21 protein-coding genes are annotated in these 22,826 nt (G+C 69.5%); 3 read left to right on the top strand and 18 right to left on the bottom strand.

Annotated features, from left to right (window positions below; genetic code table 11):
• Positions 1-18 precede the first annotated feature (18 nt).
• Together ACFVHY_RS09395 and ACFVHY_RS09390 are read left to right on the top strand one after the other, a co-directional pair.
• Complete coding sequence (locus ACFVHY_RS09395) at positions 19-876, top strand: neutral zinc metallopeptidase (RefSeq protein WP_390271149.1); 858 nt, start codon at positions 19-21, stop codon at positions 874-876.
• Entirely contained in the window at positions 873-2,552 is a 1,680-nt protein-coding gene (locus ACFVHY_RS09390) for a DUF885 domain-containing protein (RefSeq protein ID WP_390271146.1), read from the top strand. The genes ACFVHY_RS09395 and ACFVHY_RS09390 overlap by 4 nt, the downstream gene beginning before the upstream one ends.
• A 111-nt stretch (positions 2,553-2,663) precedes the next feature.
• Here ACFVHY_RS09390 and hisS read toward each other — a convergent pair whose 3' ends face one another.
• Both hisS and ACFVHY_RS09380 read right to left on the bottom strand, forming a co-directional pair.
• On the bottom strand, positions 2,664-3,929 hold the full coding sequence (gene hisS, locus ACFVHY_RS09385) for a histidine--tRNA ligase (protein WP_390271143.1): 1,266 nt from the start codon (positions 3,927-3,929) through the stop codon (positions 2,664-2,666).
• On the bottom strand, positions 3,926-4,666 hold the full coding sequence (locus tag ACFVHY_RS09380; RefSeq protein ID WP_390271141.1) for an MBL fold metallo-hydrolase: 741 nt from the start codon (positions 4,664-4,666) through the stop codon (positions 3,926-3,928). Before ACFVHY_RS09380 ends, hisS begins: the two co-directional genes overlap by 4 nt.
• Before the next feature lie 186 nt (positions 4,667-4,852).
• On the opposite strand from ACFVHY_RS09380, the gene ACFVHY_RS09375 reads away from it, so the two are divergent.
• Positions 4,853-5,773 (top strand): peptidylprolyl isomerase, encoded by a 921-nt coding sequence (locus ACFVHY_RS09375; RefSeq protein ID WP_226513210.1) that lies wholly within the window; start codon positions 4,853-4,855, stop codon positions 5,771-5,773.
• Between the two features lie 431 nt (positions 5,774-6,204).
• On the opposite strand, the gene ACFVHY_RS09370 is transcribed toward ACFVHY_RS09375, so the two are convergent.
• The 16 genes from ACFVHY_RS09370 to pdxS form a co-directional block, all read right to left on the bottom strand.
• Entirely contained in the window at positions 6,205-8,589 is a 2,385-nt protein-coding gene (locus tag ACFVHY_RS09370; RefSeq protein ID WP_065632111.1) for a bifunctional (p)ppGpp synthetase/guanosine-3',5'-bis(diphosphate) 3'-pyrophosphohydrolase, read from the bottom strand.
• A gap of 108 nt (positions 8,590-8,697) precedes the next feature.
• Entirely contained in the window at positions 8,698-9,273 is a 576-nt protein-coding gene (locus ACFVHY_RS09365; RefSeq protein WP_288816337.1) for an adenine phosphoribosyltransferase, read from the bottom strand.
• A gap of 16 nt (positions 9,274-9,289) precedes the next feature.
• Positions 9,290-11,023 (bottom strand): ABC transporter substrate-binding protein, encoded by a 1,734-nt coding sequence (locus ACFVHY_RS09360; RefSeq protein ID WP_390271137.1) that lies wholly within the window; start codon positions 11,021-11,023, stop codon positions 9,290-9,292.
• Between the two features lie 10 nt (positions 11,024-11,033).
• Complete coding sequence (gene secF / locus ACFVHY_RS09355) at positions 11,034-12,224, bottom strand: protein translocase subunit SecF (RefSeq protein WP_390271134.1); 1,191 nt, start codon at positions 12,222-12,224, stop codon at positions 11,034-11,036.
• Positions 12,221-13,930 carry a protein translocase subunit SecD gene (gene secD, locus ACFVHY_RS09350; RefSeq protein ID WP_390271131.1) on the bottom strand — a complete coding sequence of 570 codons (1,710 nt, stop codon included), beginning with the start codon at positions 13,928-13,930 and terminating at the stop codon, positions 12,221-12,223. The genes secF and secD overlap by 4 nt, the downstream gene beginning before the upstream one ends.
• 157 nt (positions 13,931-14,087) lie before the next feature.
• Positions 14,088-14,471 (bottom strand): preprotein translocase subunit YajC, encoded by a 384-nt coding sequence (yajC, locus tag ACFVHY_RS09345; RefSeq protein ID WP_065632106.1) that lies wholly within the window; start codon positions 14,469-14,471, stop codon positions 14,088-14,090.
• A gap of 148 nt (positions 14,472-14,619) precedes the next feature.
• Positions 14,620-15,708: a Holliday junction branch migration DNA helicase RuvB gene (gene ruvB / locus ACFVHY_RS09340; RefSeq protein ID WP_338857508.1), complete on the bottom strand. Its 1,089-nt coding sequence runs from the start codon at positions 15,706-15,708 to the stop codon at positions 14,620-14,622.
• Complete coding sequence (ruvA, locus tag ACFVHY_RS09335; protein WP_065632105.1) at positions 15,709-16,302, bottom strand: Holliday junction branch migration protein RuvA; 594 nt, start codon at positions 16,300-16,302, stop codon at positions 15,709-15,711.
• The gene (gene ruvC, locus ACFVHY_RS09330; RefSeq protein WP_390271125.1) at positions 16,299-16,868 is read right to left on the bottom strand and encodes a crossover junction endodeoxyribonuclease RuvC; all 570 of its coding nucleotides are present in this window, start codon (positions 16,866-16,868) and stop codon (positions 16,299-16,301) included. The genes ruvA and ruvC overlap by 4 nt, the downstream gene beginning before the upstream one ends.
• A gap of 101 nt (positions 16,869-16,969) precedes the next feature.
• On the bottom strand, positions 16,970-17,725 hold the full coding sequence (locus ACFVHY_RS09325) for a YebC/PmpR family DNA-binding transcriptional regulator (RefSeq protein WP_058250268.1): 756 nt from the start codon (positions 17,723-17,725) through the stop codon (positions 16,970-16,972).
• 156 nt (positions 17,726-17,881) lie between these two features.
• Positions 17,882-18,502: a pyridoxal 5'-phosphate synthase glutaminase subunit PdxT gene (gene pdxT / locus ACFVHY_RS09320; protein WP_390271121.1), complete on the bottom strand. Its 621-nt coding sequence runs from the start codon at positions 18,500-18,502 to the stop codon at positions 17,882-17,884.
• On the bottom strand, positions 18,499-19,353 hold the full coding sequence (locus tag ACFVHY_RS09315) for an acyl-CoA thioesterase (RefSeq protein WP_390271119.1): 855 nt from the start codon (positions 19,351-19,353) through the stop codon (positions 18,499-18,501). Before ACFVHY_RS09315 ends, pdxT begins: the two co-directional genes overlap by 4 nt.
• A 63-nt stretch (positions 19,354-19,416) precedes the next feature.
• A complete protein-coding gene (locus ACFVHY_RS09310) occupies positions 19,417-19,908 on the bottom strand; it encodes a LuxR C-terminal-related transcriptional regulator (protein ID WP_058250265.1) in 492 nt (163 codons plus the stop codon).
• Between the two features lie 170 nt (positions 19,909-20,078).
• On the bottom strand, positions 20,079-20,849 hold the full coding sequence (locus tag ACFVHY_RS09305; protein WP_390271116.1) for a hypothetical protein: 771 nt from the start codon (positions 20,847-20,849) through the stop codon (positions 20,079-20,081).
• An 11-nt stretch (positions 20,850-20,860) separates the two neighbouring features.
• Positions 20,861-21,727: a PP2C family serine/threonine-protein phosphatase gene (locus ACFVHY_RS09300; RefSeq protein WP_058250263.1), complete on the bottom strand. Its 867-nt coding sequence runs from the start codon at positions 21,725-21,727 to the stop codon at positions 20,861-20,863.
• A gap of 131 nt (positions 21,728-21,858) precedes the next feature.
• Positions 21,859-22,770, bottom strand: a complete 912-nt coding sequence (gene pdxS / locus ACFVHY_RS09295; protein ID WP_058250262.1) for a pyridoxal 5'-phosphate synthase lyase subunit PdxS — start codon at positions 22,768-22,770, stop codon at positions 21,859-21,861.
• Between the last annotated feature and the right edge of the window lie 56 nt (positions 22,771-22,826).

Below are 22,826 nucleotides of genomic sequence, written 5' to 3'. Positions count from 1 at the left end.
TCGTGCCAGAATGGCCGCGTGACCTTCCAAGGCAGCGGATCGATCGACACCGGCACCGTCTCCGGCGGCGGTGGAGGCGGTGGGGGCCGGATCGCGCTGGGCGGCGGCGCGGGACTTCTCATCACGATCGTCGCGCTGTTCTTCGGGGTGAACCCCGGCGATCTGCTCGGCGCCGGCGGCCCCACTCCAAGCACCTCGTCGGACGCCGCGCAGATCCAGCAGCAACTGGACGAGTGCACCTATGAGATGGCCAACGAGAACACGATCTGCCGGATCAAGGCGACCACCGTCAGCGTCGACACGGTGTGGACGGATCTGTGGCCCGAGTACGAGCCACCGCAGACGGTCATCTTCTCCGACGCGGTGAACACCGGGTGCGGCGCGGCGAGTTCGGCGACCGGCCCGTTCTACTGCCCCGCCGATTCGACGGCGTACTTCGATCCGACGTTCTTCGCCCAGCTGCGTCGCATGGGCGGCAGCGACGGGCCCCTCGCGCAGGAGTACGTCGTCGCCCACGAGTACGGACACCACGTGCAGAACCTCACCGGCGCCCTCGCCAAGGGCCAGCGGATGGGTTCGCAGGGACCGCGATCGGGTTCGGTGCGGGTCGAATTGCAGGCCGACTGCCTCGCCGGGGTGTGGGCCCATCACGCCGACGACGGCCCAGACGCCCTCCTAGCGCCCATCACCGAAGAGCAGATCGCGACGGTCATCCAGACCGCGAAGGCCATCGGCGACGACACCATCCAGGGCGCGGGCTCCAATCCCGAGGGTTGGACTCATGGTTCGGCCGCCCAACGCACTCGGTGGTTCACCGTCGGATACCAGTCGGGCGATCCGGATCGCTGCGACACCTTCGCCACCGACGACCTGTGAACGCCACCGACACCGGCGGGGCCGGACCCCGCAGGCCGACCGCCGTCGACGCGATCGCCGAGGCGCACCTGGACCGGTTGTGCGCGCTCGATCCGCTGTTCGCCACCGAGATCGGGCGCGGTGGGCACGACGACCGGCTGACCGACTTCTCCGCGCAGGGGTGCGCCGAACGCGCCGAGGTCGCTGCCGTCACCCTGTCCGCGCTGGCCGGCGCCGACGTCGTCGATGACATCGACCGCGTCACCGTCGCGACCATGGGCGCTTCGCTGCGTCGCGAACTCGCACTCGCCGACGCGGGCGAGCACATCGGCGACTGCAATGTCATCGCGTCACCGTTGCAGGCGCTGCGTGACGTCTTCGACCTCATGCCCACCGACACCCGCGAGCAGCGGGAGACCTTCCTGTCCCGCCTCACCGCGATCCCGGCGTCGCTCACCGACGTCGTCGACGGCCTCGCCCACCGGCTTCGTCACGGTCCGCCGCCGGCCCGTCGGCAGGTGGCGGCGGTCGCCCGGCAGGCCGACACCGCGGCCGACGCCATCGCCGGCAACACCGCGCCGATCGCGGCCGACCCGGCGCTGGCCGGCACCCTCGCCACCGCGCTCGACGCGGCCCGGACCTCGTTCGGGACCTTCGCCCACTACCTGCGCACCGGTGTTCTCGCCCAGGCCGTCGACGACGACGCGGTCGGCCGCGACCGCTACCTGCTGCACCTGCCGGCCTACCTGGGCGCCGACGCCGACCCCGACGACGCCTATGCCTGGGCGATGACCCGGTTGCAGCAGATCGTCGCCGAGCAGCAGGAGATCGCGGAGGGTCTGCTCCCCGGACAGGGGGTCGCCGCGACGCTCGCCTGGCTGGATCGTCAGCCGCAGTACCAGATCCACGATCGCGCGGAATTCGTCGACTGGATGCAGGCGACGTCCGACGCGGCGGTCGCCGGTCTGGCGGGCACGCACTTCGACCTACCGGCCCGGCTGTCCCGGCTGGAGTGCCGGCTCGCCCCGTCGTCGACCGGCATCATCTACTACACCCAGCCCAGCGAGGATCTGTCCCGGCCGGGCCGGATGTGGTGGGCGGTGCCCGACGACCAGACCGTCTTCCACACCTGGCAGGAGAAGACGACGGTCTACCACGAGGGCGTGCCCGGGCATCATCTCCAGCTCGGATCGGCGATCGTCGACCCCGACCTCAACTCCTGGCGCAAGCTCGCGTCGTTCACCTCCGGACACGGCGAGGGCTGGGCGCTCTACGCCGAACGCCTGATGGACGAGCTCGGCTGGCTCGAGGACCCGGGCGACCGCATGGGGATGCTCGACTCGCAGCGGCTGCGGGCCGCGCGGGTCGTGGTCGACATCGGCGTCCACTGCCGCCTGCCCGCGCCGGAGTCCCTCGGCGGCGGGACCTGGGACGCCGACAAGGCCTGGACGTTCCTGACCTCGTCGGTCGCGATGGACCACGCCGTGCTGCGCTTCGAACTCGACCGCTATCTGGGCTGGCCCGGCCAGGCGCCCTCGTATGCGCTCGGCCAGCGCGTGTGGGAGCAGACGCGCGCCGCCGCCCTCCGCCGGCACCCGGACTGGACGCTCAAGGACTTCCATTCGCGCGCACTGGCTCTCGGCGGTGTCTCGCTGGACGTCCTCGCGGCCGAGGTCGCCGGCCCGCCCCCCGGGTGAGATCTCCGGGCAACCGGTCCCGAAAACCGCCCCTCACAGGTCCGTCGGCCGCACATCGTCGTCGGTCGAGCCGTGCGGGGCGGTTCTCAGCGGCGGAATGCGCAGCGGATCTCAGCCCAGGAGGCGACGGACCTCGGCGACCACGTCGTCCAGGGCGACCCGGTGCTGTTCGCCGTTGCCCAGGTCCTTGATCTCGAGCTGCCGCTCGGCCAGTTCGTTCTCTCCGAGCACCAGCGCGAGCCGTGCTCCCGAGCGGTCGGCCGCCTTCATCGCGCCCTTGAGGCCACGATCGCCGTAGGCCAGGTCGACACTGACCCCGGCGGCGCGCAGAGCGCCTGCGACACCGACCAGTTCGGCTTTGGCCGCCGCGCCCAGCGGCACTCCGAAGACGTGGCAGCGGGCCGCCTCGGTGCCCGCGACGCCCTCGGCCTCCAGCGCCAGCATCGTCCGGTCGACGCCGATCCCGAACCCGATTCCCGAGAGGTCCTGCTTGGCGCCGAGTTGCTTCATGAGCCCGTCATAACGCCCGCCGCCGCCGATGCCGGACTGGGCGCCGAGCCCGTCGTGGACGAATTCGAAGGTGGTCTTCGTGTAGTAGTCCAGGCCGCGCACCAGACGGGGATTGATCTCGTAGACGACGCCGAGCCGGTCGAGGTGCGCCAGGACGAGATCGAAGTGCGCCTTCGCGTCGTCGGACAGATAGTCGATGAGCAGCGGCGCGCCCGCGGTCGCCGCCTTGATCTCCGGCCGCTTGTCGTCGAGGACACGCAGCGGGTTGATCTCGGCGCGCATCCGGGTGGCCTCGTCGAGGTCGAGCCCGAACAGGAACTCCTGCAACGCCTCTCGATAGCGCGGACGGCTCTCGTCGTCACCCAGCGAGGTGATCTCGAGGCGGAACCCCGTTAGGCCGAGTCGGCGATAGCCCTCGTCGGCGATCGCGATGACCTCGGCGTCGAGCGCCGGATCGTCGACACCGATCGCCTCGACACCGACCTGCTGCAGCTGGCGGTACCGGCCGGTCTGCGGCTTCTCGTAGCGGAAGAACGGCCCGGCGTAGCAGACCTTCACCGGCAGCTGGCCGCGGTCGAGACCGTGCTGGATCACCGCGCGCACCACGCCCGCGGTGCCCTCGGGACGCAGCGTCACCGAGCGGTCCCCGCGGTCGGCGAAGGTGTACATCTCCTTGCTCACGACATCGGTCGACTCCCCGACCCCGCGTGCGAACAGCGCGGTGTCCTCGAACACCGGCAGTTCGATGTGGCCGTAGCCGGCACGACGCGCGGCGTCGGTGAGCGTGTCCCGGACCCTCCGGAAGTCCGCCGAGTTCGGCGGGAAGTAGTCCGGGATGCCCCGGGGGGCCTGAAATGCTCCGCTCACAGTCCGTGTCGTCCCTTCGGTCGCGTGCTCTGGTGCTCGAGGCCGGCCAGGAAGGGATTGCTCGCACTCTCCTGGCCGATGGTGGTCTGGGGTCCGTGGCCGGGCAGGACCAGCGTCTCCGCGGGCAGCGGCAGGAGTTTCGCCGCTATCGAGTCGAGCAACTGCTGATGGTTGCCCCCGGGGAGATCCGTCCGTCCGATCGAACCGGCAAACAATACGTCACCGGAGAAGCACACCCCGACCACCGACGGCGTGTCGGGCCCGGCCTGATCCCGCGCCTCGTCCGGTACGTCGACGTCGACCCCGAGCAGCACCGAGCCCTGTGTGTGTCCGGGCGCGAGATCGACCGAGAACGACACCCCGGCGAGCGCCACCGACTCGCCGTCGGCGAATTCGACCACCTTCTCCGGCTCGGTGAAGACCTGATCGCCGATCATCGCGCCCAACGCCCGTCCGATGCCGAGACCGGGATCGGCGAGCATCGGACGATCCGCGGGATGGATGTAGGCCGGGATCGAGTACTCGTCGCAGAGCTCGGTCGCGTTCCAGGTGTGGTCGAGATGGCCGTGCGTGAGCAGCACCGCCACCGGGGTGAGGTCGTGTTCGGCGAGCAGTTCCCGGACCCGCGGCGCCGCATCCTGGCCCGGGTCGATGATCACCGCCTCCGATCCAGCCTCGGCGGCGACGATGTAGCAGTTCGTCTGGAACATCCCGGCGGGGAATCCGGTGATGAGCATGCTGCTCCTCGGGTCGGCGCGGACAGGACGACGCACACACGTCGGTGTCCATTGTTGCGTAGGCGGCATGGCTCGCGACCCGCCGCACCCCGTTCTCAGGTACAACTGGCACACTTGCCCCCGAGTAAGTGACATCCACGACGATGTCGGCACAGCCATGCCGAGGTTTCAGGAGGATCCACCCGCGTGTCCACCAATGAGGAGCGCCGCGAGGCGGCGAAGCGGAAGCTCGAAGAACGCCTCGAGACCGAGCGCCTCGCCCGGCGCAAGCGGAAGATCGTCATCGCCTCCGTCTCGACCGCCGTGGTGGTCGCCGTGGTCGCGGGCGTGACCGCCGTCGTGGTGAAGAAGATCATGGACGACCGCGAGGCCGCACGCTGGACGACCTGCGCCTACGAGGACTCCCCGAGCCGCTTCGACCAGCTGCCCGATCAGGTGCCCGACAACGTCCCGGCCGATCAGCGAGCTCAGTACCAGGCCGAACTCGACGAGCTGAAGGCGGCCGCGGAGAACGAGCGGACCTCGCCCAAGCCCGACGAGCGCGTCCTCAAGTCGGGCACCGAGAAGGCCACGTTCGTCACCTCCCAGGGCACCCTGCCGATCACGCTCGAGCGCGACGGCGCGCCGTGCAACACCGCGGCGGTGACCTCGCTGATCGAGAACAAGTTCTACGACGACTCCACCTGCCACCGCATGACCACCAGCGAGACGCTGAAGATCCTGCAGTGCGGCGACCCCACCGGCACCGGCATGAGCGGGCCCGGCTGGACCAGCCCCGACGAGCCGCCGACCGATCTCCAGACGGTCGGGCAGCCGGATCCGACGACCGGTTCGCAGCCCGTCATCTACCCGCGCGGCACCATCGCGATCGCCAACAGCAGCCAGGGCGGGCAGAACCCGAACACCGGGTCCAGCCAGCTCTTCATCGTGATCAACGACAGCCAGTTGGGCCCGGACTACTCGATCGTCGGCAAGGTCGACGAACCGGGACTCGCGGTGCTCGACAAGGTCTACGCCGGCGGCATCAACCCCGGCCCGATCGGCAGTCAGCCCGGCGACGGCGAGCCCAAGCTCCCGGTGACCATCGAGACGGCCACGATCGACTGATAGACCATCCCCGCCACCCGGAGCAGTCGGCCCCCTGCTCCCTGAGGAGCGCCCGGAGCTTGCGGAGGGCGCGACCAACCACCGCTCCCTGAGGAGCGCCCGGAGCTTGCGGAGAGCGCGACCAACCACCGCTCCCTGAGGAGCGCCCGGAGCTTGCGGAGGGCGCGACCAACCACCGCTCCCTGAGGAGCGCCCAGAGCTTGCCGAGGGCGCGACCAACCACCGCTCCCTGAGGAGCGCCCAGAGCTTGCCGAGGGCGCGACCAACCACCGCTCCCTGAGGAGCGCCCGGAGCTTGCGGAGGGCGCGTCACGAAGGGTCTTCGCAACCCGACTCACCAAGACCCTTCGTGACGCTCGCAAGCTCGCTCCTCAGGGAGCGGAGTGACGCTCGCAAGCTCGCTCTCCAGGGAGCAGGGTTGGTTCGCGCGATTCAGGCGGCCGAGGTCACCCGGTAGACGTCGTAGACGCCTTCGACGTTGCGCACCACGTTGAGCACGTGCCCGAGGTGCTTCGGGTCGCCCATCTCGAAGGTGAACTTGCTGATGGCCACCCGGTCCCGGCTCGTCGTCACCGACGCGGACAGGATGTTGACGCGTTCGTCGGCGAGCACCTTGGTCACGTCCGACAGCAGCCGGTGCCGGTCGAGCGCCTCTACCTGGATCGCCACCAGGAACACCGATTCCGGCGACGGGGCCCAGGACACGTCGAGAATCCGTTCCTCCTGCTGCCGAAGCGATTCGGCGTTGGTGCAGTCGGTGCGGTGCACGCTGATCCCGCCGCCGCGGGTGACGAAACCGAGGATGTCGTCGCCGGGCACCGGGGTGCAGCACTTGGCGAGTTTGATCACGACGTTGTCGATGCCGTCGACCATGACGCCCGCGTCGCCGCCCTGGCGTGCCCGGGTGGGCATCGTCGACGGCGTAGACCGCTCGGCGATCGCCTCCTCGGCGTCCTCGATGCCACCCAGTGAGGCGACCAGCCGGTTGACGACATGCCGTGCGGAGACGTGGTTCTCACCGACCGCGGTATAGAGCGCGGTGACGTCGGTGTAGCGCAACTCGCGGGCGATCGCCGACATCGATTCCGCGCTGAGGAGCCGCTGGAGCGGGAGCCCGCCGCGGCGGACCTCCTTGGCGATCGCGTCCTTGCCGGCCTCGAGGGCCTCCTCGCGTCGCTCTTTGGCGAACCACTGCCGGATCTTCGCCTTCGCACGGGGCGAGACCACGAACGTCTGCCAGTCCTTCGACGGACCCGCGGTCGGCGCCTTGGACGTGAACACCTCCACCACCTCGCCGTTCTCGAGCGTGCGCTCGAGCGCGACCAGCCGGCCGTTGACGCGCGCGCCGATACAGCGGTGCCCGACCTCGGTGTGGACCGCGTAGGCGAAGTCGACCGGGGTCGATCCGGCGGGCAGGGTGATGACGTCGCCCTTCGGGGTGAACACGAAGATCTCGCGCACGGCGAGGTCGTAGCGCAGCGACTCCAGGAACTCGCCCGGGTCCGCGGCCTCCCGCTGCCAGTCGAGCAGCTGGCGCATCCAGGCCATGTCGTCGATCTCGGCGGTGTCGGACTTCTTGCCCGACTTGCGGTAGCCGTTCTCCTTGTAGCGCCAGTGCGCGGCGATCCCGAACTCGGCCGTGCGGTGCATCTCGTGCGTGCGGATCTGCACCTCGAGCGGTTTGCCCTCGGGTCCGATGACGGTGGTGTGCAACGACATGTAGACGCCGAACCGCGGCTGGGCGATGTAGTCCTTGAAGCGCCCGGCCATGGGTTGCCACAGCGAGTGCACGACACCGACGGCCGCGTAGCAGTCGCGGTCCTCCTCGCAGAGGATGCGCATCCCGACGAGGTCGTGGATGTCGTCGAAGTCGCGGCCCTTGACGATCATCTTCTGATAGATCGACCAGTAGTGCTTGGGCCGCCCCTCCACGGTGGCGTTGATACGCGCACCGGCCAGCGCGTTGTTGATGTCGGCGCGCACCCTGGCGAGGTAGGTGTCACGGGACGGCGCGCGGTCGGCGACGAGCCGGACGATCTCCTCGTAGCGCTTGGGGTGCAGGATCGCGAACGACAGGTCCTCGAGTTCCCATTTGACCGTCGCCATGCCGAGTCGATGAGCAAGTGGCGCAATGACTTCCAGGGTCTCGCGGGCTTTGCGCGCCTGCTTCTCCGGCGGCAGGAAGCGCATCGTGCGCATGTTGTGCAGCCGGTCGGCGACCTTGATGACCAGGACGCGCGGATCGCGCGCCATCGCGATGATCATCTTGCGGATGGTCTCGGCCTCCGCGGCACTGCCGAGGGCGACCTTGTCGAGCTTGGTCACGCCGTCGACGAGGTGCGCGACCTCGGGTCCGAAGTCCTTCTCCAGCGCCTGCAAGGAGTAGCCGGTGTCCTCGACCGTGTCGTGCAGCAGCGCCGCGATTAGGGTCGTGGTGTCCATGCCCAGATCGGCGAGGATCGTGGCGACCGCCAGCGGATGGGTGATGTAGGGATCGCCGGACTTGCGCTTCTGGCCGCTGTGCCGCTCGTCGGCGACGTCGTAGGCGCGCTGCAGCAACGCCACGTCGGCTTTCGGGTAGATCTCGCGGTGCAGCGTGACCAGCGGTTCGAGGACCGGCCGGACCTGACTGCGGGTCGCGGTCATGCGGCGCGCGAGCCGGGCGCGCACCCGGCGTGAGGCCGACGCACCCGGCTGGATGGAGCCGACCGCGGCCGGTGCGTTCGGCCGGTCGGCGGTCTCGGCCGACGTCGTTCCGGCGTCCGGGGTACCCGCGGGGGTCACGCCACGCTGCGCCGTGTCGGATTCATCGGGCATCAGCGGTCCTCCTCACGGTTGTCTGTCGGCATACGGTGACCCGTCCGGACCTATTGGGCGGGCTCAGCCGATTCTAGTCGCGGCCCGCCCATGACCGGGTCGACGCCGTCAGTCCAGTGCGACCGCATGGACGGGAACGTCCGGTCCGAGGCCACGGGCGATCGTGTCCCGGCCGCCGAGACCCGCGAGTTCCATGATCACCGCGACCCCGACGACGTGCGCACCCGCACGATGGAGCAGTTCGGCCGCGGCGACCGCCGTCCCACCGGTGGCGAGCACATCGTCGACGAGCAGGACACGCCGGCCGCTGAGGTCGAGGCCGTCGGCCGGGATCTCGAGCGTGGCCTGTCCGTATTCGAGGCTGTAGTCGATGGCGAGGACCGGCGGCGGCAGCTTGCCGCCCTTGCGGACCGCCAGCACCCCGACCTCGAGCTCACGCGCGACCGCGCCGCCCAGCAGGAACCCGCGCGCGTCGATACCGGCCACGAGGTCGATCGACGAACAGCCGTGCGTGAGCGCGGTGACGATCGTCGACAGCCCTTCCGGGTCCGCGAGGACCGGTGTCAGATCCTTGAAAGCGATTCCGGGAGCCGGGAAGTCGTCGACGAGGCGAGCGTGTGCGGCGATCGCCGCCTGTGCTCGCGAGACCGCCTCGGCCGTACGCTCGGGCACGACACCACCCATCGCTTCACTCCCCTGCTCAGCCACGGATCGTCCACCGATCCATGTTCCATCCGGTGCCGTCGCGGCCGAGGCCGGCCACCACGTTGCCCACCCGATCCTTCCATTGCCGTATCCGCGGCGCCGCGAAGAGGGGCACCGACGGCATCGTCGACCAGGTCGCGTTCTCGATGGACCGGGCCAGACGGAGTCGGTCGGGCGCCGAGACGGTCGTCGCGACCTGGTCCACTCCCCGGCTCACCATCGGCTCCCGGATGCCGGACAGGTTCAACGGGTCTCCGCCACGCAACGCGTAGGCGTCCCGGCTCGGGTCGGCGGCACCGGCCGCGGCGAATGACGCGCCCCCGGCGACGATGAGTGCGTCGACGTCGCGGCCGAGCGCGTCGGGCCGCAGGTCGGGTGAGGAGGCGTCCTCGACGACGATCCCGGCGGCGCGGCACGACGCCGCGATCGCCGCGGTCATCTGCTGCCACCGCGGAGTCGGCGCGACGTAGCCGATGCGTACCGTCCGCGGTCGCAGCGCGACCTCCGAACCGGCCGCCTCACCGCCGGCCGGATCCTGTACCGCGCCCTGCCCGGTGGCCGCCCGGACGAGTCCACGCGCTCGTTCGATGTCCGGCCGCTGATAGGCCTGGCCGAATTCGGTGTTCACCTGTGCGGCCAGGTTGTCCGCCGGGGAGAGCACCCGGAGATTCCAGACCTGCGCGCCGGCGCCGAAGTCGCGCGCGAGGTCGGCTCGCGGGACGCAGGAGGCGAACGCACGGCGCATCCGCACATCGCCGAAGACGCCGCGGCCGGCCAGGACGAGTTCCTCCACGCCCAGCGCGCGCGCCGGCGAGGACGGCCCGGCGGCCCCCGCCGAACCGGCGATGTCACCGTCGACGAGGCCGGCCGTCACGTCGACGACGTCGAATCGCCCGTCGGGGAGCCGGCGGGTCGCGTCGGTCCCGCGCCCCCAGACGACGATGCGCGAGGTCTCCGGCTTGTCGCCCCACCACTCGTCGTTGGGCACCAGGACGAGTCCGCCCGAGCGCGAGTACCGGTCGATGCGATACGGACCCGACGCCGGATAGTGCGCGTGATCGACCGGTCCGAACGTCAGGTCGAAGCCGGTGTTCCATGCGTCCGCGATGCGTCCGACGGCGGCACGGTCCATCGCCCGGATCGGGTCGATGACGTCGGAGAGGCCTGCCACGCGGGCCACCACATGCGCCGGCATCATCGCCCCGGCGCCGAAGAGCGAGAGCCAGTTCCGGTACTCCCGTCCGGGCGCGAAGGTGACGGTCGCGCTCTTGTCGCCGGCCGCGCAGTCGACTGCGTCGATGTCGCGATACCCCGCGGTGGTCGCCGGGGTGAAGCCGGGCAGCCGGCCGCTCATCGCCGCCCAGGCGAGCACCAGGTCGTCACAGTCGAGGGCCACCCCGTCGGAAAAGGTCGCCTCGGGGTTGAAGTCATACCGCAGGGTCGGCACGCGGCCGGGCACCTGGGTGACCGTGCCGACGTCGCGATCCGGGATGACCTGGCCGGCCGGGCCCAGCAGACTGAAGCCGGGCAGCAGCCGGGTGGTCGCCATGAGGACGCCATCGGCGTTGCCGCCCACCGTGTTCGCGTTGTAGGTCGTGATCCGCGCGTCGACCACGTAGTCGATCGTCGGCGGCCCGTCGTCGCCGCAGGCCGTCACCAGCCCGGCGACCGTGACGAGCCCGACGAGGAGGCTCAGGACCCTGACGAACTCCCGGCGTCCAACGCTCACGTCGCAGAGACTAGCGGTTGCGGCGGCGTTTGCCGGTCGGGACCGCGCGGTCCGCGTCGTCGGTGTCGACCACTGCCCCGGCGGACGCCCCACGGCGCGTCCGGACCGGCCGCGGCTCGTCGGACGGGAGCCCGGCGCGACGCCGCAGAACCTTCTCGGTGTGCCGGGCGACGTCCGGGCGGCGCTCCTTCAGCGTCGCCAGCAGCGGCGCGGCGAGGAAGACCGACGAGTACGCGCCGACGATGACGCCGACCAGCTGGATCAGGCCCAAGTCCTTCAAGGTGCCGACGCCGAGCAGCCACACCGCGATCACCATCAGGGCGATGATCGGCAGCACCGAGATGACGGTGGTGTTGATCGACCGCATCAGGGTCTGGTTGACACCCAGGTTGGCCTGTTCGGCATAGGTTCGACGGGTGGTCTGCAGGACCGAGCGGGTGTTCTCGGCGACCTTGTCGAACACCACGACGGTGTCGTAGATCGAGAAGCCGAGGATCGTGAGCAGGCCGATGACGGTCGCCGGGGTGACCTCCCAACCGACCAGCGAGTAGATGCCCGCGGTGCAGACCAGGTCGAAGACGAGCGACCCCATCGCGGCGATGGACATCTCCCGGTCGAACCGCACCGCGATGTAGACGAAGACGATGACCAGGAACACGGCCAGCGCGATCAGCATCCGCTCGGTGATCTCGCTGCCCCAGGTGGAGCTGACGTCGGAGATGCTCACCTCGGCCGGGGCGAGTTCGGGACCGAACTCGGCCGCCAGTGCGCGGGTGACCGACTCCGCCTGCGCGAGGTCGAGGGTCTCGGTGCGCACCTGGATCGTCTGGCTGCCGCCGGAGCCCGCGGTCTGCACCGACTCGGGTGCCTCGCCGAGGGTCGCGGCGACCACCTCTTCCACCGACTCCGCGGTGATCTCCGAGGACTCCACGGGGATCGACATCTGGGTGCCGCCCTCGAAGTCGATCCCGAGCGTGAAGCCGCGGATTCCGATCGAGGCGAGACACACCAGCAGGATCGCCGCGGTCACGGCGTACCACATCCGGCGTCGCCCGATGATCTCGAACGCACCGGTACCGGTGTAGAGCCGGGAGAAGAACGACCGGTCCCGGTCGCCGACGAAGTCGGCGTCCGTGCCGGGCTGGGTCTGCTCGGTCTCGAGGACAGCCGAGTCGGCCGCCTTGTTGTCCGGCCCGGTCATCGCACGGTCCCCTTCTCACGAGTAGCGGTGTCGGCCTCGTCGGCCGACGGGGCGACGGACTCCGCACCGGCCGACCGATGTGCGGCCACCCGACGCTGCCGGGCGACCTCACTGATCGCCCCGAGTCCGTTGACGCTCGGCTTCGACAGGAACGACGACCGGCTCGCGTAGACGACCAGCGGATGGGTCACCAGGAACACCACCATGACGTCGAGGATCGTCGTGAGACCCAACGTGAACGCGAACCCGCGGACCTCGCCGATCGCCAGGATGTAGATGACCGCGGCGGCGATGAAGCTGACCGCGTTGCCCGACCAGATGGTGCGCCGCGCGCTGACCCAGCCCCTTGGTACCGCGGACCGGAAGCTGCGCCCCTCGCGCATCTCGTCCTTGATTCGTTCGAAGTAGACGACGAACGAGTCGGCGGTCATACCGATGCCGATGATCAGACCCGCGATACCGGCCAGGTCGAGGGTGAACCCGATCCAGCGCCCGAGCAGCACGATGATGCCGTAGACCATCGCCCCGGCGAGGACGAGCGACAGCACCGTCAGGATGCCGAGCATGCGGTAGTAGGCCAGTGCGTAGATGAAGACCGCGATCAGGCCGACGAGACCGGCGATCAGACCGGCCTGCAACGACGCGAGACCCAGTGTCGCCGAGATGGTCTCGGCATCAGACGCCGTGAAGGACAACGGCAGCGAACCGTATTTGAGGACGTTCGCGAGTTCGTTGGACGACGACTCGGTGAACGGGCTGGCGCTGCCGCCGCTGATCCTCGTCTGGCCGCCCGGGATCGGCTCGTTGATCGCGGGCGCCGACACGACGCGCGAGTCGAGCGTGAACGCGGTCTGGGTACGGTTGGGCGCCTGCTCGGCGGTGTACCGGGGCCAGAAGTCGGCGGCCTCACCCTCGAACTCGAGGGTGACGACCCACTCGCCGGTCTGCGGATCGGTGCCCGCGTTCGCGTTCTTGATGTCGCGACCGTCGATGATCTCCGGGCCGAGGAGGTAGACCTCCGACCCGTCGGTGGAGCATGCGACGAGGTACTGGTCGGGGCGGTCGTTACCCAGCAGCGGGTCGTTCGCGGTGGGCGAGCAGTCCATCTTGGCCATCTGCTGCTGCAGGGCCTCGAGCTGCTGTGGACTCGCATTCGCCGGCGCCTGCCGTAGGCGACGTTGCTCGTCGATCGCCGCGGCCGCAGCCTCCGTCGGCAGGGCGTTGGTCTGCTCGTCGGTGCCGTCGGCGCCCTCGGGTTTCGGTGGTTGCGGCGTCGCCATCGCCGGCTGGCCGACGACCGGCCGCACGTACAGGCGAGCGGTCTGACCCAGCGACCTCGCCTGCGCGCCGTCCTGCCCGGGGACCGTGATGATCAGGTTGTCACCGCTGACGACGACCTCGGAACCGGACACACCGAGACCGTTCACGCGCTGCTCGATGATCTGCTTGGCCTGGTCGAGCTGCTCCCGGGTGGGCGCGTTGCCCTCCTCCGTCCGCGCGGTCAGGGTGACGCGCGTACCGCCCTGGAGATCGATGCCGAGCTTCGGTTCGAGCGTCTGGGGTCCGGTGAAGAAGATCAGACCGTAGACGACCGCGAGCAGGCCGAGAAAGGCCACGAGCGGACGCCACGGCGGGATCTCTCGAGCCGGTCGCGACCGCTTCCCTGCAGTCCGGCTCTTCCCCGCAGTCCGAGAGGGAGTTGTCACAGCTGTTCAGGTCTCCTTGAGAGCGTCAACCGGCCGGCGAGCAGCCCGACCGGCATGACCATCGTCCACAGCTGGCCGGGACACGCCGGAAGCGCGTCGGAGGCGGTGCAGACGGATGGGTGCGCCGCGTCGTGGACCGACGCGGCGCGGATGCGGCCTACTTGTCGTTGTCGCGCGCGTCGTCGGTGGCGGGCTTGTCCAGGCTCACCGAGTCGGCGTCGTCGTAATCGTCGGACTCGATCTCCGGGGCGACGTGGCCGGCGTAGGTGGCCGCGGCCTCGTCCGTCGGGACGACGCGCATGACGGCCAACCGGTTCCAGCGGGTGACCACGCCGGTGGCGATCTCGACATCGACGACGTCGGGCGAGCTCGCGTCGATCACGGTGCCGAAGAGGCCCGAGGTCAGCTGGACGCGGGTACCGGTGGACACGGAGTTCTGCATCTCCTGCATCTCGGCCACACGCTTCTTCTGCTTCCGCATCGACAGGAACATGAAGCCGGCCAGCAGGGCGAGCAGAAGCGGGAAGAGCAGAGCGTCCATGAGTGCGAGTCAGTCCTTTGGGTATCAGTGGGTACGGCGTGAGCGAGCGGCCTGTCCGGACGAATCCGGGCAGCATCAGCTCAGCTGTGCTCCACACAGTGTGCCACGTCGTGCGCGGAGCTCATCCCCGCAGGTGGTGCCCGTGCGGTCAGAGGTCATCGAACAACGTCTCCGCGCCGACGTCGCGCGGACGCACACCGAAGGTGGCGTTCATCGCACCGGCGGGCGGGGTGAGACCGAGATGATGCCAGGCGGCGGCAGTGGCCACCCGCCCGCGCGGCGTCCGCGCGATCATGCCCGCGCGCACCAGGAACGGCTCGCAGACCTCCTCCACGGTCGCCGGCTCCTCGCCGACGGCCACGGCCAGCGTGGACACCCCGACCGGACCCCCGCCGAAGGCGCGGATCAGGGCGTCGAGGACCGCTCGGTCGAGACGGTCGAAGCCGAGCTCGTCGACGTCGTAGACCGCGAGCGCCGCGCGGGCGACGTCCACGGTGATCGACCCGTCGCCCCGGACCTCGGCGTAGTCCCGGACCCGGCGGAGCAGCCGGTTCGCGATGCGGGGCGTGCCCCGCGACCGGCGCGCGATCTCGCCCGAGGCGTCGCCGCGGAGTTCCATGCCCAGGATCCCGGCCGAGCGGTGCAGCACCCGGACGAGTTCGTCGGGCTCGTAGAACTCCATGTGCGCGGTGAACCCGAACCGGTCGCGCAGCGGGCCGGTCAGCGACCCCGACCGTGTTGTCGCCCCGACCAGCGTGAACGGTGCGACGTCGAGCGGGATCGAGGTCGCTCCCGGACCCTTGCCCACCACGACGTCGACGCGGAAGTCCTCCATCGCGAGGTACAGCATCTCCTCGGCCGGGCGCGCGATGCGGTGGATCTCGTCGATGAACAGCACGTCGCCCTCGACGAGGTTCGACAGCATGGCGGCGAGGTCGCCGGCGCGCTCGAGTGCCGGACCGGAGGTCACCCGGATGGCAGCGCCCATCTCCGAGGCGATAATCATGGCCAGCGACGTCTTGCCGAGCCCGGGCGGTCCCGACAGCAGGATGTGGTCGGGGGTGCCACCGCGGCCCTTGGCCCCGTGCAGGACCAGCTCGAGCTGTTCGCAGACCCGCGGCTGTCCGATGAAATCGGCGAGCGACCGGGGACGGAGACCGGCGTCCAGGTCGCCGTCGGAGCGCACCGGCATCGCGCTCACGTCCCGGTCGTCGACGTCGTCCGGATCGCCGCCCATCTACGACGCCTTGCCGAGCAGTGACAGCGAGTGACGCAGCGCGGTGGACGCATCGGCGTCGGGATTCTCGGCCAGCACCGCCGTGACCGCCTTCTCCGCGGGACCGGCGGTGAATCCGAGCCCGACGAGCGCCTCGGCGACCTGCTCGCGAATCCCGCCGACGACGGTCACACCGGTCGACGCCTCGCCCGTGGGCCGGTCCACCTTGTCCCGCAGTTCGACGCACAGCCGTTCGGCCACGCGTTTGCCGATGCCGGGTACCGAGGTCAGTGACTTGGTGTCCGATTCGGCGAGCGCGCGTCGCAACGCATCCGGCTCGAGGACAGCGAGGGTCGCCATCGCGAGTCGCGGGCCGACGCCGGTGACCGTCTGCAGCAGCGCGAACAGCGCACGGGCGTCGGGTTCGGTGAAGCCGTAGAGCGTCATCGAGTCCTCGCGGACGATCATCGAGGTCAGCAGCGTCGCCTCGTCACCGCGGCGCAGCCGGGACAGCGTCGCGGGCGTCGCCAGCACGCGGTATCCCACTCCCCCGCAATCGATCACGGCGTGGTCGAGCGCGATCTCGAGCACCGGTCCGCGGACTGACGCGATCATGCGCGACTCCCTTCTCGTGCCTGGGCCACCCGCGCGCGGTGCCGGGCCGCGGCGGCGTCGGCCTGCTTCTGTGCGGCTGCCATCCGCTCCATCATGGGTCCGCGCCAGCAATGACAGATCGCGAGCGCGAGCGCATCCGCGGCGTCGGCGGGACGTGGTTTGGTCTGCATGCCGAGAATCCGGGTGACCATCGCGGTGACCTGGGACTTGTCGGCTCGTCCGCTGCCGGTCACCGCTGCCTTCACCTCCGACGGGGTGTGGAAGCGCACCGGTACGTCGCGCTGGGACGCCGCGAGCGCGATGACGCCGCCGGCCTGCGCGGTCCCCATGGCCGTGGACACCTGGTTCTGCGCGAAGACCCGCTCGATGGCCACCACGTCGGGCTGGTGCACATCGAGCCAGTGACACGCGGAGGTGTAGATCGCGAGCAACCGCTCGGCGATTTCCATGTCGCTGGGGGTGCGCACGACGTCCACGTCGAGGGCGGTCACCGTCCGCCCCCGACCCGACTCGACCAGCGCGATACCGCACCGGGTCAGACCCGGATCGACGCCCATGACGCGCACTCGTACCCTCCCAGGCATGGTGATCTGCGAACAGTTGTTCGAGATCTTATCGGGGAGGGCGGACAAGTCCGGTGATCAACACACCGGACAGGCTCCGGTTGTCAGTCGTTCTCGAGTTCGGCGAGGACCTCGTCGCTGATGTCGACGTTGCTGTAGACGTTCTGGACGTCGTCGGAATCCTCGAGGGCGTCGATCAGCTTGAACACCTTGCGTGCGCCGTCGGCGTCCACCGCGACCTCGACCGACGCCCGGAAGCTGGCCTCGGCGGAGTCGTAGTCGATCCCGGCCTCCTGCAGCGCGCTGCGGACGGCGATGAGATCGCTTGGCTCGCTGACGATCTCAAAGGACTCACCGAGATCGGTGACCTCTTCGGCGCCCGCGTCGAGCACGGCCATCAGGACGTCGTCCTCGGTCTGTCCGTTCTTCTCCAGCGTCACCACGCCCTTGCGGGTGAACAGGTAGGAGACCGAACCCGGGTCGGCCATGTTGCCGCCGTTGCGCGTCATCGCGGTCCGGACCTCGCCGGCCGCACGGTTGCGGTTGTCGGTGAGGCATTCGATGAGCACGGCGACGCCGTTGGGCCCGTAGCCCTCGTACATGATGGTCTGCCAGTCCGCGCCCCCGGCCTCTTCACCACCGCCGCGCTTGCGTGCGCGCTCGATGTTGTCGTTGGGGACCGAGGACTTCTTCGCCTTCTGGATCGCGTCGAACAGGGTGGGGTTACCCGCCGGGTCACCGCCGCCGGTCCGCGCCGCCACCTCGATGTTCTTGATGAGCTTGGCGAACATCTTGCCGCGCTTGGCGTCGATGGCCGCCTTCTTGTGCTTGGTGGTGGCCCATTTGGAGTGGCCGCTCATGTCCGTCGATTCCTTTCCCGGCGCCGGCACGTGCGGCGGGCCGTGGCCCGCATCCGGCGCACTCCTACCTGTATCCGGTCGCCCTGTTGGTGGTGCGCCCTGTTGGGTTGTTCCCGGCGTGCCGGGCTCGTGGTCTACCGCTGGTTCGGCACGATCTTACCGACGCACCATCTCCACGAAGTATTCATGTACGCGCCGGTCGCCGGTCACCTCCGGGTGGAACGACGTCGCGAGCACGTTTCCCTGACGCACCGCGACGATCCGCCCGGCCGCCGGGCCGTCGGGCACCCGCGCCAGGACCTCGACCTCCGGGGCGACGGACTCGACCCACGGCGCCCGGATGAACACCGCGCGCATCGGCGCGGCGCCCTCGGCGTCGGTGATCCCGGTGAACTCCAGGTCGGTCTCGAAACTCTCCACCTGACGCCCGAATGCATTGCGCCGCACCGTGACATCGAGGGCGTCCAGATGCCGTGCGTCGGGCCGGGTGTCGAGGATCGTGGAGGCGAGCATGATCATGCCCGCACACGACCCGTACGCTGGGAGGCCGTCGGACAGCTTGTCCACCAGCGGGTCGAACAAGTCGACGATGCCGAGCAGTTTGCTCATCGTCGTCGATTCACCGCCGGGGATGACGATGCCGTCGATCTCGTCGAGTTCGGCCGGGCGTCGCACCGCCACGGCGTCGGCGCCGGCCGCCTCGAGCGCGAAGACGTGCTCGCGCACATCGCCCTGAAGTGCCAGAACCCCGATCCGCGGCCGGTTACCGTCGCTCACCGATCGGTCCGGGCGTGCTGGTCGTCGGGCACCACGCGTCCGGTGCGTGCCAGCCCCTCCTGGGTGACCGCCGCCACCAGGCGGCCCTGTCGATCGAAGATCCGTCCCTGGGTCAGCGCGCGACCACCGCCCGCCGACGGCGACGTCTGGTCGTAGAGGAGCCAGTCGTCGGCCCGGAAGGGGCGCATGAACCACATCGCGTGGTCGAGGGAGGCGACCTGCGGGTTGGACTCCGGATGGGGCACGCGCGAGGAGCCGAGCAAGGTCATGTCGCTCATGTAGGCGAGCGTGCCGACATGGAAGACGGTGTCGTCGGGCAGCCGATGGCGGTAGCGGAACCAGACTCGTTGCTGCGCAGCGAAATACGACGAGGTGACCATCATCTCCGGGGGTACGATGCGCAGATCGAAGTTGCGCCACTCCTTGAACACCGCGCGCTCTTCCTCGGCCAGCTCGTCGAGTCGGTCGGTGAGCTCGTCCGGTTGCGGCGCCGGCGGCATCCGGTCCTGGTGCTCGTATCCCTGGTCGGTGCGCACGTGGAACGACGCCGACATGGTGAAGATGGCCTCGCCATTCTGGATGCCGGTCACCCGCCGGGTGACGAACGACCGTCCGTCGCGGATGCGGTCGACGAGGAACACCGCCGGACGATCCGGGTCACCGGGACGCAGGAAGTAACCGTGCAGGGAATGGACGTCGAACTCGTCGGACACCGTGCGGGTCGCCGACATCAGGGCCTGGCCGGCGACCTGGCCGCCGAAGGTGCGCTGCAGGTGACTCGGGAACGCACCGCCGCGGTAGATGTCGGTCTCGATCTGTTCGACCTGGAGTATGTCCTCGATGGCTGCCACGCAGACCAGTATCGCGCACGGCGCCGGTGGGCACTCCCCTGCCCGCCGAACCGCGACCGGCGATCAGAGTTCGTCGAGGGTCATGATGCCGTCCTGGATGGCCCGGGCGACCAGCGATGCCTTCGTCGGAGCCGGACGGCCGATCTCGGCGTACTTGGCCCGAATCCGGGTGAGGTGGGTGTTGACCGTACCGAGCGAGATGTAGAGCTCCTGGGCCACAGCGGGTTTGGAGTCGACGAGCATCCAGGTGCGCAAGACCTCGACCTCGCGCGAGGTGAGATTCGGCTTGGCGCGGTCGGCCGTGGCCTCCGCGACCTCGGGGACCTCGGTGAGCGCGGGAACGGCGACCGCACGGTGCAGGTGGGGGTGTCCCGGACGATGGCCCAGGCCGAGCGGCTGACCCGCGCGCGGCGTCTGGATCTGGTGGCCGGGCAACGGCATCCGGCGAGCCGCCAGACGCGCCAGGGCTTCCTTCCGGCGGGCGATGGCCTCCGCGTCACGACGAGCGCTGACCGAGCGCAGGTGCTGGGGGGCCTGATGGGCGATCGCAGTCATGTGTGCTTCCTCTTCCCTCATTCAACCGGTGGTCTTCCGGGTTCTCCCGGCGATGAGATGAAGATTATGGGCTGCGGCCCGGGTGGTCGATGGGGAGAACTCCCCTACCCGTGGGGAGAACTACCCACGACGAAACCGCAGGTCAGCGACGTGCAGACCCGGCCGCTGACTCAGTCGGCCGCGTTCCGGGCCGCCTCGGCGTCGATGAGGGGGAGATCTTCTCGCGTGACGATGCGTGACGACACCGCGTACTCCACCAGTTTGGTCCGGCGGTTGCTCGCGAGTTTCCCGCCCCCGCCGCGCATTCCGCTCACCCCGAGTTGGTCGAGCTTGTCGCAGACGTTGTCGAGCTTGCGATTGAACTTGGTCAGCGGCCAGCCCAGCCGACGCGCCGCCTGCGCCGACGACGGGATGGCACTCGAACCGGTCCCCTCACGCCGCAGGATCTCCTCGGCCAGCACGATGATCAGCAGCTTCTGACTCTCCGTGAGCGTCGGCACGCCCTGCGTCGTGTGCCCGCCGCTGTATTCCGGACGCGTCACCGATTTCACCTGCGGTGCGCGGGCGAACAGGCTCAGCTCGTAGGTCGTCGGACCGGCGGTGAACACGATGGTCGTCTCACCGAAGACGAGCGGCATGCGCGCACCGGGGCCCAGGGTCGCCGAGAACCCGACGTCGCCCGCCGAGACGCTCGCCGACAGGTGCGTGCCGAGATTGGTGAGCCACCACAGCCCGTTCTCGTTGTGTATCACCAGGAATCGGCGATGAAGGTACGGGTTGTCGTCGATGGACAGATCCGCTTCGCGGCCGATGAAGAACCGTCGGTCGGCGTCGAGCGCGATGCGCTCGCCGCAGTATTCGACGTAGGTCGCCCCGGCGTCCAGCGTGGCGTCGCCGAACTCTGCGGGGGGTGTCTCGGCCCGGTCCTGACCCGTGGTCATCAGTCCTCCGATCAGCTCGGGTCGGGGGCCGGAGCAGCTCCGGCGGCCTCTCCCTGCGCCGAGTCGTCGAGCGCGGGCATCGTGAGGGTCGGCACCGATTCGTGGACGCTCACGACGATGACGGTGACGTTGTCGTGCGCGCCGAGCGCCAGCGCAGCGTCGACGAGCCGTTCGGCCGCCTGCCGGGAGTCCTCCGCATTGCGCAGGATGTCACCGATCTCCTCGTCGGGCAGCTCCCCGGTCAGACCGTCGGTGCACAGCAGCAGCACATCCCCCGGGAACGCCGGCGTGCTCGAGTAATCGGCGACCGGGTCGACCATCCCCGCGCCGAGGGCACGCGTGATCACGTTGCGGCGCGGGTCGGTCCGGGCCTGCTCGGGGGTGAGGAATCCGGCGTCGATGAACTCCTGGACCTGCGAGTGATCGGTGGTGAGCTGGTTGAGCGACCCGTTCTGGAACCGATAGGTCCGCGAGTCGCCGATGTTGAGCACCAGCCAATGCGGGCTCTGCTCGTGCGTGACGAGCACGATGCCGGTCGCGGTGGTACCCGCGCGTCGCTCGGTCTCGGTGTCGATCTCGCCGATACGCCGCTGGGCGGCGAGCAACAGATCGTCGAGTTGCAGTTGGGTCGCCTTGAGCTCACCCGCGCTGGTGGCCTCCGACAGGGTGAGCAGTGCGGCCTCGCTGGCCAGTTCGCCGCTGTCGTGCCCGCCCATCCCGTCGGCGAGGAGGTACATACCCGGCAGCGCGAGTGCCGCGTCCTCGTTCGTCTCCCGGACTCGCCCCACATTGCACGCGGCGGACCACTCGAGCCGCAATTCACCCACGATGTGTGTGCCCGAGACCGAGGCGTCTCGAACGATGGTCGCCGCATCCATGATCAGCAGATACTACCGCCGCGAAGCCCCTGACCCGCCACGCATGTCGACTGTTCGGTCTCCGGCGTGTTGAGAAGGGGCGCCGCGGCGGCCGGCGGTCCGTCTGACCACCTACGATCCTGACGAAGCGGTCACCAGCCGCGCTCGGCGAGGCGGTGCGGCTGCGGGATGTCGTCGACGTTGATGCCGACCATCGCCTCGCCCAGGCCGCGCGAGACCTTCGCCAGCACGTCGGGATCGTCGTGGAAAGTGGTCGCCTGCACGATCGCCGCGGCCCGCTGTGCCGGATTGCCCGACTTGAAGATCCCCGATCCGACGAACACACCCTCGGCGCCGAGCTGCATCATCATCGCGGCGTCGGCCGGGGTGGCGATCCCGCCGGCGGTGAACAGGGTGACCGGCAGCTTGCCGGCCTCGGCCACCTCGACCACGAGTTCGTAGGGAGCCTGCAACTCCTTTGCCGCGACGTACAGTTCGTCCTTCGGCAACGAGGTCAGACGCCGGATCTCATCGCGGATCTTGCGCATATGGGTCGTCGCGTTCGACACGTCACCGGTGCCGGCCTCGCCCTTCGAGCGGATCATGGCCGCCCCCTCGGTGATCCGGCGCAGGGCCTCACCGAGATTGGTCGCACCGCACACGAACGGCACCGTGAAAGCCCACTTGTCGATGTGATTGCTGTAGTCGGCCGGGGTCAGGACCTCGGATTCGTCGACGTAGTCCACCCCGAGGCTCTGCAGGATCTGCGCCTCGACAAAATGACCGATGCGGGCCTTGGCCATCACCGGGATCGAGACGGCGGCGATGATGCCGTCGATCATGTCGGGATCGCTCATCCGCGACACCCCGCCCTGGGCACGGATGTCGGCGGGCACCCGCTCCAGAGCCATGACGGCGACCGCGCCGGCATCCTCGGCGATCTTCGCCTGCTCGGGGGTCACGACGTCCATGATCACGCCGCCCTTGAGCATCTCTGCCATGCCGCGCTTGACCCGGGCCGTGCCCTGGCCGACCTCGGGAACGGTCGCGCCGTTGTGACTCACTGAAGATCTCCTCGTGTCGCAGTCCCGACCTGCCGCGTTCGCGGCGGCGGTATGCC

The sequence above is a fragment of the Gordonia sp. NPDC127522 genome, assembly GCF_042672305.1.
Lineage (GTDB): Bacteria > Actinomycetota > Actinomycetes > Mycobacteriales > Mycobacteriaceae > Gordonia > Gordonia hongkongensis.
The sequence above is the reverse complement of the archived record's forward strand: the minus strand, read 5'-3'. Positions and strand labels throughout refer to the sequence as shown.